Origin of the sequence: Pseudomonas sp. NKUCC02_KPG (assembly GCF_019345465.1) — a bacterium.
Classification (GTDB): Bacteria; Pseudomonadota; Gammaproteobacteria; order Pseudomonadales; family Pseudomonadaceae; genus Aquipseudomonas.
In genome coordinates this window covers 33,661-47,633 of sequence record NZ_JAHKRC010000022.1, presented here as the reverse complement: position 1 = coordinate 47,633, position 13,973 = coordinate 33,661, and the positions used below count along the sequence as shown (strand labels likewise).

11 protein-coding genes and 1 pseudogene are annotated in these 13,973 nt (G+C 61.4%); 10 read left to right on the top strand and 2 right to left on the bottom strand.

Annotated elements, in window-relative coordinates:
- The first annotated feature begins 132 nt into the window (after positions 1-132).
- From KO536_RS23010 to KO536_RS22965, 10 genes and pseudogenes are all read left to right on the top strand, one after another.
- Positions 133-960: a MaoC family dehydratase N-terminal domain-containing protein gene (locus KO536_RS23010; protein ID WP_219263117.1), complete on the top strand. Its 828-nt coding sequence runs from the start codon at positions 133-135 to the stop codon at positions 958-960.
- A gap of 22 nt (positions 961-982) precedes the next feature.
- Positions 983-2,146, top strand: coding sequence for an acyl-CoA dehydrogenase family protein (locus tag KO536_RS23005; RefSeq protein WP_219263116.1), 1,164 nt, complete (start codon positions 983-985; stop codon positions 2,144-2,146).
- 44 nt (positions 2,147-2,190) lie between these two features.
- Complete coding sequence (locus KO536_RS23000; protein WP_219263115.1) at positions 2,191-2,583, top strand: VOC family protein; 393 nt, start codon at positions 2,191-2,193, stop codon at positions 2,581-2,583.
- A complete protein-coding gene (locus KO536_RS22995) occupies positions 2,580-3,962 on the top strand; it encodes an MmgE/PrpD family protein (RefSeq protein ID WP_219263114.1) in 1,383 nt (460 codons plus the stop codon). The genes KO536_RS23000 and KO536_RS22995 overlap by 4 nt, the downstream gene beginning before the upstream one ends.
- Positions 3,959-5,164, top strand: coding sequence for a CaiB/BaiF CoA-transferase family protein (locus KO536_RS22990; RefSeq protein ID WP_219263113.1), 1,206 nt, complete (start codon positions 3,959-3,961; stop codon positions 5,162-5,164). Before KO536_RS22995 ends, KO536_RS22990 begins: the two co-directional genes overlap by 4 nt.
- A gap of 35 nt (positions 5,165-5,199) precedes the next feature.
- Positions 5,200-6,027, top strand: coding sequence for a CoA ester lyase (locus KO536_RS22985; RefSeq protein ID WP_219263112.1), 828 nt, complete (start codon positions 5,200-5,202; stop codon positions 6,025-6,027).
- Between the two features lie 63 nt (positions 6,028-6,090).
- Positions 6,091-7,083, top strand: coding sequence for a TRAP transporter substrate-binding protein (locus KO536_RS22980; protein WP_133076916.1), 993 nt, complete (start codon positions 6,091-6,093; stop codon positions 7,081-7,083).
- 96 nt (positions 7,084-7,179) lie between these two features.
- A pseudogene (locus KO536_RS22975) lies at positions 7,180-7,818 on the top strand (TRAP transporter small permease).
- Positions 7,815-9,095: a C4-dicarboxylate TRAP transporter large permease protein DctM gene (gene dctM, locus KO536_RS22970; RefSeq protein ID WP_219263110.1), complete on the top strand. Its 1,281-nt coding sequence runs from the start codon at positions 7,815-7,817 to the stop codon at positions 9,093-9,095. Before KO536_RS22975 ends, dctM begins: the two are co-directional and overlap by 4 nt.
- A 445-nt stretch (positions 9,096-9,540) precedes the next feature.
- The gene (locus KO536_RS22965; RefSeq protein WP_219263109.1) at positions 9,541-10,752 is read left to right on the top strand and encodes a YeeE/YedE family protein; all 1,212 of its coding nucleotides are present in this window, start codon (positions 9,541-9,543) and stop codon (positions 10,750-10,752) included.
- A gap of 96 nt (positions 10,753-10,848) precedes the next feature.
- On the opposite strand, the gene KO536_RS22960 is transcribed toward KO536_RS22965, so the two are convergent.
- Together KO536_RS22960 and KO536_RS22955 are read right to left on the bottom strand one after the other, a co-directional pair.
- Positions 10,849-12,363: a nucleobase:cation symporter-2 family protein gene (locus tag KO536_RS22960; protein WP_219263107.1), complete on the bottom strand. Its 1,515-nt coding sequence runs from the start codon at positions 12,361-12,363 to the stop codon at positions 10,849-10,851.
- A gap of 126 nt (positions 12,364-12,489) precedes the next feature.
- Positions 12,490-13,848 carry an 8-oxoguanine deaminase gene (locus KO536_RS22955; RefSeq protein ID WP_219263105.1) on the bottom strand — a complete coding sequence of 453 codons (1,359 nt, stop codon included), beginning with the start codon at positions 13,846-13,848 and terminating at the stop codon, positions 12,490-12,492.
- Positions 13,849-13,973 lie beyond the last annotated feature (125 nt).

Below are 13,973 nucleotides of genomic sequence, written 5' to 3'. Positions count from 1 at the left end.
CCAGGGCATGAATGCTGCTGTGTGGCTGCGGCGTTAAGCAAAACCGAACGCCCCCTTACCGAAACGCAGATTCACAGATCGCTGTGCTTTTGGCAATCATGGTCAAAATAACAAGCCACGGGGCAATCACCGATGAGCGATAACGCACTGTCTGCCTGGATCGGTCGCGCTGAAGAGTGCCATGACTGTCTGAGCCTTAACCTGGTTACCCGAATCGCCGCGACCTTCGGCGAGCAGGCGCCACTGGCCGGTGAGCCGCTGCCGCCATTGTGGCAGTGGTGTTTTTTCCAGAGCGCAGTGGCGCCGGGGGAGCTGGGTGGCGATGGCCATCCGGCACGCGGGGGCTTCCTGCCACCCGCCGATAACCGCAACCGCATGTGGGCGGGCGGGCGCATCGAGTTCCACATCCCGCTGAAGGTGGGCGCTCAGGCGACGCGCCTCTCCACCATCACCGATGTCCAGGAAAAACACGGCAAGACCGGCGCTCTGCTGTTTGTCACGGTGCAGCATGACTACCTTCAAGACGGCCAGCTGGCGATCCGTGAAGAACAGGACATCGTCTACCGCGAGCCGACGCCTCCCAAGCTGGCGAGCGGCGACCCGATGCCCGAAGGCGCCTGGCAGGAGTCCGTCACGCCTACCCCCACCTTGTTGTTCCGTTATTCGACCGTGACCTTCAATGGGCACCGCATCCACTACGACTGGCCCTATGCGACCGAGGTCGAGGGCTACCCGGGGCTGGTGGTTCACGGCCCGCTGATGGCCACGCTCAGTGTGCGCGCGTTCTGCCGGGCCAATCCCGATGCACGGCTGCGCCGCTTCGCTTATCGCGGCCTGCGCCCATTGATTGCGCCTCATCCCTTTGACGTGAGCGGTCGCATTGCCGCGGCGGGCAGGGCTGAGTTGTGGGTGGGCAATGCTGAAGGTATTGCCCAAAAGAGCGAAGTGACCTTCGACTGAATAATGACAATAAGGATCTGCAATGAATCCGTATCTGAACGAAGACTACAACGCTATTCGCGAGGGTGTGCGCGCCCTGTGTGCCGACTTTGCGGCGCAGTACTGGCGCAGGATTGACGAAGAAAAAGGCTTTCCTGAAGCGTTTGTGGCCGCCATGACCGAGGCCGGCTGGCTGTCGGCGATGATCCCTGAACAGTACGGCGGCTCGGGCCTGGGGCTGGCCGAAGCGTCGATCATTCTGGAAGAAGTGAACCACTGCGGCGGTAACTCCGGCACCGTGCATGGCCAGATGTACAACATGTTCACTTTGCTGCGCCACGGCAGTGAAGCGCAAAAAAGCTATTACCTGCCCAAGCTGGCCAGCGGTGAGCTGCGCCTGCAATCCATGGCCGTGACCGAGCCCACCACCGGCACCGACACCACCAAGATCAAGACCACGGCCGTGCGCCAGGGCGACTCCTACGTGATCAACGGCCAGAAGGTCTGGATTTCGCGGGTACAGCATTCCGACCTGATGATCCTGCTGGCCCGCACCACGCCGCTGGCCGACGTGCAGAAAAAAGTCGACGGCATGTCGATCTTCCTGGTGGATTTGCGCGAAGCCATCGGCAACGGCCTGACCGTGCAGCCGATTGCCAACATGGTCAATCACGAAACCAACGAGCTGTTCTTCGACAACCTGCACATCCCCGCCAGCAGCCTGATCGGCGAAGAGGGCAAGGGCTTTCGCTACATTCTCGACGGACTCAATGCCGAACGCACCCTGATCGCTGCCGAGTGCATTGGCGATGGCCGCTGGTTCAATGAAAAGTCTGCGCAGTACGCCCGCGAGCGGGAGGTGTTCGGCCGTCCGATCGGGCAGAACCAGGGCGTGCAGTTCCCGATTGCCGAGGCCTACATCGAGCTTGAGGCCGCGGACCTGATGCGCTGGCGTGCGTGCGAGGAGTACGACAGCGGGCGCAGTGCCGGGGCTGCGGCCAACATGGCCAAGTACCTCGCGGCCAAGGCCAGCTGGGAAGCAGCCAACACCTGCCTGCAGACCCACGGCGGTTTCGGTTTTGCCAATGAATACGACGTCGAGCGCAAGTTTCGCGAGACCCGTCTGTATCAGGTGGCGCCCATCTCCACCAACCTGATCCTGTCCTATGTGGCCGAGCACCTGCTTGAGTTGCCGCGTTCTTTCTAAGCATTGACCCGAATTTACATCTGGAGCCTTAACGGAGATTAAGCATGCAGATCAGCCATCTCGACCATCTGGTACTGACGGTACGTGATATTCCCAGGAGTCTGGATTTCTACAGCCGTGTGCTGGGTATGCAGCCGGTAGTGTTTGGCCAGGGGCGCCATGCCCTGTCGTTTGGTCAGCAGAAAATCAACCTGCACCAGGCCGGTGCCGAGTTCGAACCCAAGGCTACGCATCCACTGCCGGGGTCGGCCGACGTGTGCTTCATCGTCAATGACCGACTGGACATCGTCATCGAGCAGTTGCACGCCCAGGGCGTGAAGATTTTGGAAGGCCCGGTCATGCGTACAGGTGCGCGGGGACCGATCCGCTCGATTTACCTGCTTGATCCGGACCTCAACCTGATCGAACTTTCGAATGCCATGGAGAACGCTGAATGAGTCAGCACACACAAGCGCTCACCGGGTTTTTGGCCAGCCTGCACTACGAGCAGTTGTCCGAAGCCGTGATCAGCCGTACCGAAGACCTGTTTCTCGACTGGCTGGGCTCGGCCCTGGCCAGCCAGGGCTCGCACCCCATCCCGTTGTTCGAGCGCTATGGCGCAATGATGGGCCCGGCCAGCGGACCGGCCACAATCCTGGTCAGCGGCAAGACCAGCTCCGCGTATTTCGCCGCGCTGATCAATGGCGCCAGCTCACACCTGGTGGAGCAGGACGACCTGCACAACAGCTCCGTGCTGCACCCGGCGACGGTGGTATTTGCGGCGGTGCTGGCCGCTGCCCAGGATCTGGGTAAAACGGGCCGCGACCTGATCGTGGCCGCCGTGGCCGGTTATGAAGCCGGCATTCGTATTGGTGAATTCCTCGGTCGTTCGCACTACCGCATCTTCCACACCACGGCCACGGTCGGCACCCTGGCGGCGGCAGTGGGGGTGGGCAAGTTGATGGACTTCAATCAGGAGCAGTTCACCCACCTGCTCGGCACTGCGGGCACCCAGGCGGCGGGTCTGTGGGAGTTTCTGCGCGATGCGGCAGACTCCAAACAGCTGCATACCGCCAAGGCAGCGGCTGACGGCCTGTTGGCGGCCTACCTCACCGCCGAGGGCCTGAGTGGTGCTAAAAATATTCTCGAAGGCGAGCAGGGCATGGCCGCAGGAATGTCCAGCGACGCCAATCCGGCATGCCTTTCCGACAGCCTGGGCAGCCGTTGGGCCCTGATTGAAACCTCGTTCAAGTTTCACGCCTCGTGCCGCCACACGCACCCGGCGGCGGATGCCCTGCTGGAGGTGATGCAGCGCGAGAATCTGCGGGCTGAAGACATTGCCAGCGTGATCACCCGAGTCCATCAGGGCGCCATCGACGTGTTGGGGCGCGTGGAGGTGCCACAGACCGTTCACCAGGCCAAATTCTCAATGGGCACGGTGCTGGGCCTGATCGCCGTTTACGGCAAGGCCGGATTGCCCGAGTTTCATCAACATGCACTGACCGATCCACGCATCGGGGCATTTCGCGACAAGGTAAGCATGGTGCTGGACGAGCACGTCGACGGCGCCTACCCGCAGCGCTGGCTGGGGCGTGTGGAGGTGACGACAGTGCAGGGCCGGACTGTGTCCGGCAGCATCGATGAGCCCAAGGGCGATCCGGGCAACACCCTGAGCCGCGCCGAGCTGGAGGACAAGTTTCGCCGCCTGCTGGCCTTCTCGGGAGCGTGCAGTGACGAGCAGGCGACGGGGCTTGTGGAGCTGGTGTGGCACCTGCGCCATCTGGACAATCTGGACGTGCTGACCCGCACTGCCGCACCTGCGGGGACTGCATCATGAACGACACGGCATTCAAACCCCGCCCGCTGGACGGCATCACTGTTGTCAGTCTGGAACACGCCATCGCGGCGCCGTTTTGCACCCGTCAGCTGGCTGACCTGGGCGCGCGGGTGATCAAGATCGAACGCCCCGGCTCCGGTGACTTTGCCCGTGACTATGACGAGCGGGTCAATGGCCTGGCCTCGCATTTCGTGTGGACCAACCGCTCCAAGGAAAGCCTGACCCTGAACGTCAAGCAGCCGGACGCGGGAGAGGTTCTCGACAAGCTGCTGGCCACGGCCGATGTGCTGGTGCAGAACCTGGCGCCGGGTGCCGCGCAGCGTATGGGGTTGTCGTTCGAAGCCCTGCATGAGCGTTTTCCCAGGTTGATCGTCTGCGATATCTCCGGCTACGGCGAGGGCGGGCCCTACGAGCAGAAAAAGGCTTACGACTTGCTGATCCAGAGCGAAGGCGGCTTTTTGTCCGTCACCGGCGGGCCGGGGGAAAACGACATGGCCAAAGCCGGTTGCTCCATTGCCGATATCGCGGCGGGCATGTACGCCTACACCGGCGTGCTTTCGGCCCTGCTGTTGCGGGACAAGACCGGGGAGGGCAGCCGCATCGATGTATCGATGCTGGAAAGCCTGGTGGAGTGGATGAATTACCCGATGTATTACGCCTACGACGGCGCGGCACCGCCTCCGCGGGCCGGGGCCGCCCACGCCACAATCTACCCCTACGGACCGTTCCCTGCGGGGGACGGCGGTACGGTGATGCTCGGCCTGCAGAACGAGCGTGAATGGCAACAGTTCTGCGACAAGGTGTTGCTGCAGCCGGGGTTGGCGGACGACGTACGCTTTAATGCCAACGCGCGGCGCTCGGACAATCGTGCCGAGTTGCGGGCCATCATCGTTGACGAATTTGCCCGCCTGAGCGCCGATGAAGTCATCGCACGGCTCGACGGGGCGTCGATTGCCAATGCCCATGTCAACGACATGGCCGGGGTGTGGGCCCATCCGCAACTTCAGGCCCGTGACCGCTGGCGCGAGGTGGACAGTCCGGTCGGCAAGTTGCCCGCACTGCTGCCACCGGGACGCAACGTCGCTTTTGAACCGCGAATGGATGCTGTGCCGCGCCTGGGCGAGCACACCGACAGCCTGCTTGACGAACTGGGCTATGGCGCCACGGACATCCAGCGACTCCACCAACAAGGAGCGGTGTGAGGCCCTCGCCTCACACTGCGGTACGGAGCATTGCCATGAATAAAACAGTCATTCGATCAGCGCTGTTTGTACCCGCCACTCGCCCCGAGCGTATTGCCAAGGCGCTGGCAAGCGGCGCCGATGCGGTCATCGTCGACCTTGAGGACGCCGTGGCGGAACACCTGAAGGTGCAGGCGCGGGCCAATCTGGAGGCGTTTCTGGAGGCCAATCCCGACGCTCGGGTACTGGTTCGCATCAATGCGCCGCAGCATGAACAACAGGCAGCTGATCTGGACCTGTGCCGTCGCCAGCCCGGTGTGGTGGCGGTATTGCTGCCCAAGGCAGAGAGCGCCGTGCAGGTCGAATTGGCGGCGGCTTGCGCCAAGCCCGTCTGGCCGATCATCGAAAGCGCCAGGGGCTTGCTTGAAATAAAAGCCATCGCCCGGGCAGCGGGGGTTGAACGACTGACGTTCGGTGCCCTGGACCTTGGCCTGGACTTGGGCTTGAGCAGCACGAGCGCCGCAGCGCAGCGCATGCTCGACCATGCCCGCTATGCCATTTTGCTGCACAGCCGACTGGTGCAACTGGCGCCGCCGCTGGACAGCGTTTTTCCGGATATCAAAAACATCGAGGGCATGGCCCGAATGGCTGCCGATGCCCGGGACATGGGATTTGGCGGCCTGCTGTGCATCCATCCCAGTCAGGTTGCACTGATTCACGACACCTACATGCCGGGGGCTGAAGAGCTGGACCGGGCCCGGCGGATTCTGGCTGCGGTTGAGTCCGCAGGCGGGGTGTTCGTGGTTGACGGGCAGATGGTCGATGCGCCGGTGATCGAGCATTCACGGCGAATCGTGCGGCGGGCAGGGGCTGCGCCTGTCTGACTCAAACCGCACGAAGGCAACACCAGGCACTACCAAACTTATAACAACAAGAGGTATGTACCCATGTTCAAGCACACCCTTATGGCTTTGGCCTGCGCACTTCCACTCTTGACCGGTCATGCGGGCGCGGCCGATCCCATCAGTATCAAGTTCGCCCACGTCGTCGCCGAACACACCCCCAAGGGGCAGGGCGCGCTGCTGTTCAAGAAGCTGGCCGAGGAGCGCCTGCCAGGGCAGGTCAAGGTCGAGGTCTACCCGAACTCCTCGCTGTTCGGTGACGGCAAGGAAATGGAAGCGCTGTTGCTGGGGGACGTGCAACTGCTGGCGCCGTCGCTGGCCAAGTTCGAGCACTACTCCAAACCGATCCAGATCTTCGACCTGCCATTTCTCTTCGATGATATCCATGCGGTTGACCGCTTCCAGCAAAGCCCGCAAGGCCAGGCCCTGCTCACATCCATGGAAGGCAAGGGCATTACCGGCCTGGGTTATTGGCACAACGGCATGAAGCAGTTGTCCGCCAACAAGGCCCTGCAGGAACCCAAGGATGCCCGGGGTTTGAAGTTCCGCGTACAGGCTTCCGCCGTGCTCGATGAGCAGTTCAAGGCCCTGCGCGCCGCGCCGCGCAAGATGAGCTTTGCCGAGGTCTACCAGGGCTTGCAGACCGGGGTGGTCAATGGCACCGAGAATACCTGGTCGAACTACGAGAGCCAGAAAGTGTATGAAGTGCAGAAGTTCTTCACCGAGTCCAATCATGGCGCGATCGACTACATGGTGATCACCAACACCAAGTTCTGGAACAGCCTGCCACCGGATGTGCGCAGCACCCTGGATGAGGTCATGGCCGAGGTCACGGTGGAGGTGAACAAGCAGGCAGAGGTGCTGAACCAGGCCTCACGGCAGAAGATCGTCGATTTTGGCAACAGCGAAATCATCAGCCTGACCCCGCAACAACGGGAGCAGTGGCGTGAAGCCATGCGCCCGGTGTGGAAGAAGTTCGAAAGCGCCATCGGCCCGGATGTGATCGAAGCCGCCGAAAAAGCCAACCAAAGCAGCTAAGGCCTTGTATGTCGTTGGCGACCCCGGGTGGGGTCGCCCGCGTTTGCATCGGTTCCATGTGTCGCTTTGCGACCGCTTTTTCAAGGGAGATAACCCATGCACGCAGTTGTTCGTGTCTGGAACCACGCGGAAGAAATGCTGGTGGCGTTCCTGCTTGCAGGAATGACCCTGGTCACATTTTCCTATGTGGTGTTCAACAACCTCTACGGCATTTTCTACTCGCTGGGAGATTCACTTCCGTTTGGCAACGAAGCCTTGCTCAGCATCGGCGACGGTATTTTGTACATCGCCCAGGAGATGACCTGGAGCGTGGCGCTGACCAAGGCGATGTTCGGCTGGCTGATTTTTGTCGGCCTGGCCTGGGGCGTGCGGATTGGCGCGCACATCGGTGTCGACTTGCTGGTGCGCCAGTTCAATCCTGCCAACCAGCGCCGCGTGGCCTTGCTCGCCGTGGCCATCTGCCTGGGTTATTGCGCCTTGATGGCCTACTCCAGCGAGCAGTGGGTTGCCACCTTGTATCAAGTGGGGACCAGTGCCGAAGACCTGGACCGATTCGGCATTGCCTAATGGCAAATCGTAATGATCGTACCCATCGGTTTTGCCCTGATGTTCGTTCGTTTTCTACAGATTTTCATTCGTATCGCCCAAGGCAAGCAGCAGGGACTGGGCTTGCACAGTGAGCTGGATGACGCCGTCAAGCTGGCGGAAAACGACAAGCAGGGGACCGACCAATGACCATTACCTTCCTTTTTGTCGCCCTGTTCGTGCTGATGTTCATTGGCATTCCGGTGGCGATTTCCTTGGGTTTGTCCGGGGCCATGACCATCCTGTTCTTCAGCAACGACTCGGTGCGTTCCCTGGCGATCAAACTGTTTGAAACCAGCGAGCACTACACACTGCTGGCCATTCCGTTCTTTCTGCTGTCTGGCGCATTCATGACCAGCGGTGGCGTAGCCCGTCGCCTGATCGACTTCGCCAACGCTTGCGTCGGTCACATCAAGGGTGGCCTGGCCATCGCAGCGATCCTTGCCTGCATGCTGTTTGCCGCACTGAGCGGTTCGTCGCCGGCCACGGTGGCTGCGGTGGGTTCGATCGTCATCGCGGGTATGGTGCGTTCCGGCTACAAGCAAGACTTTGCCGCCGGTATTGTGTGCAACGCGGGCACCCTTGGCATTCTGATTCCACCGTCGATTGTCATGGTGGTGTACGCCACCGCGACCGAGACATCGGTGGGCAAGCTGTTCATGGCAGGCGTTGTGCCGGGGCTGTTGCTGGGCCTTGTATTGATGATCACCATCTACATCATGGCCCGCGTGAAAGACATGCCATCGCTGCCACGCGCCTCGTTCAAGGAAATCATGGTCGCGGGCCGAAGGGCCGGTTGGGGCCTGATGCTGATCGTGATCATTCTGGGCGGTATCTACTCGGGCATGTTCACACCGACCGAAGCGGCTGCCGTGGCCGCCGTCTATGCCGCGTTCGTGGCCATCTTCATCTACAAGGACATGACCGTACGCCAATGCCCGAAAGTAATTATCGAAGCGGGCAAGCTGAGTGTGGTGCTGATGTTCATCATTGCCAACGCCATGCTGTTCGCCCACGTACTGACTACCGAGCAGATCCCGCAGTCGATCACGGCCTGGGTGGTGGAGCAGGGTTTTACGCCGATTGAGTTCCTGCTGGTGGTCAACGTCGTGCTGCTGGTTGCGGGCACCTTTATGGAACCGTCCGCGATCATCCTGATCCTTGCGCCGATTCTGTTTCCGATTGCGATGCAACTGGGCATCGACCCGATCCACCTGGGCATCATCATGGTGGTGAACATGGAAATCGGGCTGATCACACCGCCGACCGGGCTTAACCTGTTTGTCACCTCGGCGGTGACGGGCATGCCGCTGACCCGCGTGGTGCGAGCGGTATCGCCGTGGCTGCTGGTGATGCTGGCGTTCCTGGTGCTGGTGACGTATGTGCCGTTTGTTTCCCTGGCGTTGCCGAACTGGTTGGGGATGTAGTTGTAGCCGCTTCGCGCTCGATCGACACGCGGGATGGGTGACGAATCTGTAGTCGCTGACGAGCCGTGCGAGGCTGCGATCGGCTGCGCAGCAGTCGTAAAGTCAGCTTCCACGGTTAATCAGGGATACCGCGCGTGCCGGTTTTGCGACCGCTTCGCGCTCGATCGCAGCCTTCGTTCCTCGTCAGCGACTACACGCGGGATGGGTGACGAACTCTGTAGCCGCTGACGAGCCGTGCGAGGCTGCGATCGGCTGCGCAGCAGTCGTATCAGGGATACCGCGTGTGCCGGTTTTTCGGCCGCTTCGTCGCAGTGGCGCACCATCTCGATCGCAGCCTCGTTCTACTCGTCAGCGACTACACGCGGCTGCACAGCAATTGACCGCCGCGCAGGTTTATACTCGGCACCTTCGCAATTCATCACTTCCCTGGGTATCGAGATTTCTCATGAGCCGTTCTCTTTCCATGTCTCCTGCGCGCAAGCCGGTCGCGCCACTGGTGGCTTTTGTCCTTTTGTTGTTTGGCGCAGCGTTCCTGCAAAACAGTGTCGGCTCGCGCCAGGTTCTGTTGCTGGTCGTCGGGGCCGCTCTGGGTTTGACGCTCTATCACGCGGCCTTCGGATTTACTTCGGCATGGCGGGTGTTTATCAATGATCGACGCGGCGCAGGTTTGCGTGCGCAAATGGTGATGCTCGCTGTGGCGGTGGTGCTGTTTTTCCCCGCGCTGGGAGCTGGCACTTTGTTTGGCCAGCCGGTGGTCGGTCTGGTGGCGCCTGTCGGGATTTCGGTGGTGTTCGGCGCATTCATTTTCGGGATCGGCATGCAACTGGGCGGCGGGTGTGCGTCCGGGACCCTGTTCACCGTCGGTGGCGGCAATGCACGAATGCTGGTCACGCTGTTGTTCTTTATCTGCGGCTCCCTGATTGCCACTCACCATGTCGACTGGTGGTTTGCGCTGCCCTCGTTTGCACCCGTTTCCATCGTCAAGAGCTTTGGCGTGGTTCCGGCTTTGCTCTTGAGTCTGGCTGTGTTCGCAGTCATTGCTGCGGTGACGGTGCGCCTGGAAAAGGGCCGTCATGGCACGCTGGAAGCGGGCGTTAGCAGCGAACATCAGGGGCTGCGCCGCTTCTTGCGGGGGCCGTGGCCGTTGGTATGGGGGGCGATCGGCCTGGCGTTGCTCAATTACGCCACGCTGGCCCTGGCCGGGCGGCCCTGGGGCATTACGTCGGCCTTTGCACTGTGGGGCGCCAAGGCCGTGAGCGGGTTGGGCGTCGATGTCGGCAGCTGGGCGTTCTGGCAGATGCCGGGCAATGCCAAAGCCCTGGCCGCGCCTGTCTGGGAAGACGTCACCAGCGTCATGAACATGGGCATTGTCCTGGGTGCGCTCTTGGCGGCAGGTCTGGCCGGGCGTTTCGCACCCAGCCTGAAAATCCCGGCCCGCTCGCTGGTGGCGGCGGTGATCGGCGGCTTGTTGCTCGGTTATGGTTCGCGTCTGGCCTACGGCTGCAACATCGGTGCGTATTTCAGTGGCATCGCGTCGGGCAGCCTGCATGGCTGGGTGTGGCTCGTGGCTGCGTTTATCGGCAATAGCGTGGGCGTGCGCCTGCGGCCATTGTTCTTTGAAGGCGAGCGTCGGCAGGTGGCGCTGAGCGGCTGCTGAGAAGGCGGGCGGTACGGGCGTGCTGATCCCTTCTCAGCAACGCCCGTACTGACGCGACAGGAAATCTTTACGCCGATTTCCTGGGTTCAAGGTTGATCAGTGTTCTTGCTCGAAGTGCTTTTTACGGGGTGACGAGGCGTGCTCATGGTGCTCGTCGGTCTCCACAATCGGCACTTCCTTGCCGTTGCAGTCGAACAGCTTGCCATCGCGGAACACGTCACCGTCGTTGAGCCGGCTGATATCCCGTGAGTGCAGGATGCGATCGCTGGCGGCGACGAATACCGACTGTTGGTCGGAGTTACCGGCCCGCAGGTGGTTGAACAGCAGGTTGAGCAGGATGGCCATGATCGCTGCCGAGCTGATGCCGGAGTGGAATATGGTCTCGAACCAGGTCGGGAAGTGGTGATAGAAGTTGGGCGCCGCAATCGGGATCATGCCGAAGCCGATCGATGTCGCCACGATGATCAGGTTCATGTTGTTGCGGTAATCCACCTGGGCCAGGGTGCGGATGCCGCTGGCCGCGACGGTGCCGAACAGTACCAGGCCAGCACCACCGAGGACGGCGGTGGGTACGGCCGCCACCAGTCTGCCCATGACCGGCAGCAGGCCCAGCGTCACCAGGATCAACCCCGCCGTCGCCACTACGTAGCGGCTTTTCACGCCGGTGACGGCTACCAGGCCAACGTTTTGCGCAAAGGCACTCTGGGTGAAGGAGCCAAACAGTGGCGCCAGTGCGCTGGAGATCATGTCCGCCCGCAGGCCGTTGCCGAGGCGTTTCGAGTCGACTTTGGTTTCGATGATCGCTCCGACGGCGAGAATGTCCGCGGAGGTTTCGACCATGGTCACGATGATCACGATCAGCATCGACAGGATGGCGGCAAGCCTGAACTCAGGCATGCCGTAGTGCAGGACTTCGGGCAGTGCGACCAGCGAGCCTTCCAGCACATTGGAGAAGTCGGTCATGCCAAAGGCCCATGCGACCAGGGTGCCGATGACGATCGCCAGCAGAATCGACAGGCGAGAAATACTGGCGCTCCCCAGCTTGCTCAGCAGCAGTACGGTCACCAGCGTGAATGCCGCCAGGCCGATGTTGGCCGTGCTGCCAAAGTCTGCGGCCTGACTGTTGCCACCCATGGCCCAGCGGGCCGTGACAGGCATCAGGGTCAGGCCGATGGTGACGATGACGATACCCGTCACCAGCGGCGGAAAGTACTTGATGATGCTCGAAAACAACGGCGTGATCAGCAAGCCCACCAACGACGCCACAATCACCGCGCCGAACACCACAGGCAGCCCGCCAGCGCCGTTGCTGCCGATAATGGCGACCATGGTGGCGACACCGGCGAAGGACACCCCCTGAACCAGCGGCAGGCGACAGCCGAAGAAGGGAATGCCAAGGGTTTGCAGCAATGTGGCCAGGCCTCCTGCGAACAGGGATGCCGCGATCAGCAGGCCAACATCGGCTGAAGAAAGGCCGGCAGCCTGACCGATGATCAGGGGGACAGCGATGATGCCTCCGTACATGGTCAGCACATGCTGAAGTCCGTAGGCCAGGTTGGCGCCAATACCGAGGTTTTCGTCCTCTGGACGAGATGAAGCGGAAGAAGTCATGGTGAGTAGCTCGCTTTTGTTATTTTAGATGCGTCTAACAGCACGTTCTCAGTCGCATTCGACGAGTTTTGGGCTCAGTAGCGGCCCGTCGTTGCCCTCAGTGCAGAGCGCAACGGTTTGAGCGGATCATTCGCCGCTGACCAACTGACGGGCCAACTGGTTGTGGCGCTCCAGCACCCGGGGCAGGTCGACGGTGGTGAGGTGGCCGTCCTTTACCACCACACGACCATTGATCACGCTGGTGTCGACGTGGGTCGGGGTGCAGAACACCAGGGCAGCCAGTGGATCGTGAAGGGCGCCGGCATAGGCCAGGTGGCCAAGGTCGAAGGCCACGAAGTCCGCCACCATGCCGGGGGCCAGGGCACCAATGTCATTGCGGTTGAGTACTTTGGCGCCGCCCAGTGTTGCGATCTCCAGTGCTTCGCGGGCGGACATCGCGTCGGGGCCAAAACCGACACGCTGCAACAGCAGCGCCTGGCGTACTTCGCCGATCATGCTGGCGCCATCGTTGGAGGCCGAACCGTCGACACCCAGGCCCACCGATACGCCGTGGTCGCGCATCGTGCGGATCGGCGCGATCCCCGAACCCAGTCGCATGTTCGAGCACGGGCAGTGGGCGACCCCGGTACCGGTGCGGGCGAACAGTTCGATGCCGTGCTGGTCCAGTTGCACACAGTGGGCGTGCCACACGTCGGGGCCGACCCAGCCCAGGTCTTCGACGTATTGGGCGGGGGTCATGCCGAACTTCTCGCGGCTGTAGGCGATGTCGTTGATGTTCTCCGCAAGGTGCGTGTGCAGCGACACACCGTACTGGCGCGCAAGAACGGCTGATTCGCGCATCAGGTCGCGGCTCACTGAAAAAGGTGAGCAGGGCGCCACGACCATGCGCAGCATCGAGCCATGACGGGCGTCGTGGTAGTCCTCGATCAGGCGCTGGGAGTCCTTGAGGATGTCGCTTTCTTTTTCCACCACCGAGTCGGGCGGCAGACCGCCCAGGCTTTGGCCCACACTCATGCTGCCGCGGGCAGCGTGAAAGCGCATGCCAATCTCTGCCGCTGCATGGATGCTGTCGTCGAGCTTGCAGCCGTTGGGGTAGATGTAGAGATGGTCACTGGATGTGGTGCAGCCGGACAAAATCAGTTCGGCCATCGCGGTTTGGGTCGAAACGGCGATCATTTCAGGCGTCAGTCGCGCCCAGATTGGATACAAGTTTGTCAGCCAGTTGAACAATTCGCCGTCCTGCGCCGCCGGTACTACACGGGTCAGGCTCTGGTACATATGGTGGTGGGTATTGACCAGCCCCGGGATCACCACTTTGCCGGCCATGTCCAGAATCACGTCGGCGTGTTGGGGCAGGGTGTCGGTCGGACCGACCTGCCTGATCAGGTTGTCTTCGATGAACAGGCCACCGCGCCTGATCTCCCGACGTTCACCATCCATTGTCACCAAAAGTTCTGCGTTTTTGACCAGTAAAGTTTTGGGCATGGTTTTTCCTCTTCCGTGATGGCTCAAGCAAGCATCGGTGTGCGTGTTGAATGACATGTCTGGATGACGCTCGATGGGTTCGAGCCGCTGTGGAGGTTGCATGGTTATTAACCGTCGCAGTACGC

What these genes read in the sequence shown, in the direction of transcription:
- KO536_RS23010 (WP_219263117.1), top strand. Translation starts at nt 133, where the DNA reads ATGAGCGATAACGCACTGTCTGCCTGGATCGGTCGCGCTGAAGAGTGC.
- KO536_RS23005 (WP_219263116.1), top strand. Translation starts at nt 983, where the DNA reads ATGAATCCGTATCTGAACGAAGACTACAACGCTATTCGCGAGGGTGTG.
- KO536_RS23000 (WP_219263115.1), top strand. Translation starts at nt 2,191, where the DNA reads ATGCAGATCAGCCATCTCGACCATCTGGTACTGACGGTACGTGATATT.
- KO536_RS22995 (WP_219263114.1), top strand. Translation starts at nt 2,580, where the DNA reads ATGAGTCAGCACACACAAGCGCTCACCGGGTTTTTGGCCAGCCTGCAC.
- KO536_RS22990 (WP_219263113.1), top strand. Translation starts at nt 3,959, where the DNA reads ATGAACGACACGGCATTCAAACCCCGCCCGCTGGACGGCATCACTGTT.
- KO536_RS22985 (WP_219263112.1), top strand. Translation starts at nt 5,200, where the DNA reads ATGAATAAAACAGTCATTCGATCAGCGCTGTTTGTACCCGCCACTCGC.
- KO536_RS22980 (WP_133076916.1), top strand. Translation starts at nt 6,091, where the DNA reads ATGTTCAAGCACACCCTTATGGCTTTGGCCTGCGCACTTCCACTCTTG.
- dctM (WP_219263110.1), top strand. Translation starts at nt 7,815, where the DNA reads ATGACCATTACCTTCCTTTTTGTCGCCCTGTTCGTGCTGATGTTCATT.
- KO536_RS22965 (WP_219263109.1), top strand. Translation starts at nt 9,541, where the DNA reads ATGAGCCGTTCTCTTTCCATGTCTCCTGCGCGCAAGCCGGTCGCGCCA.
- KO536_RS22960 (WP_219263107.1), bottom strand. Translation starts at nt 12,363, where the DNA reads ATGACTTCTTCCGCTTCATCTCGTCCAGAGGACGAAAACCTCGGTATT.
- KO536_RS22955 (WP_219263105.1), bottom strand. Translation starts at nt 13,848, where the DNA reads ATGCCCAAAACTTTACTGGTCAAAAACGCAGAACTTTTGGTGACAATG.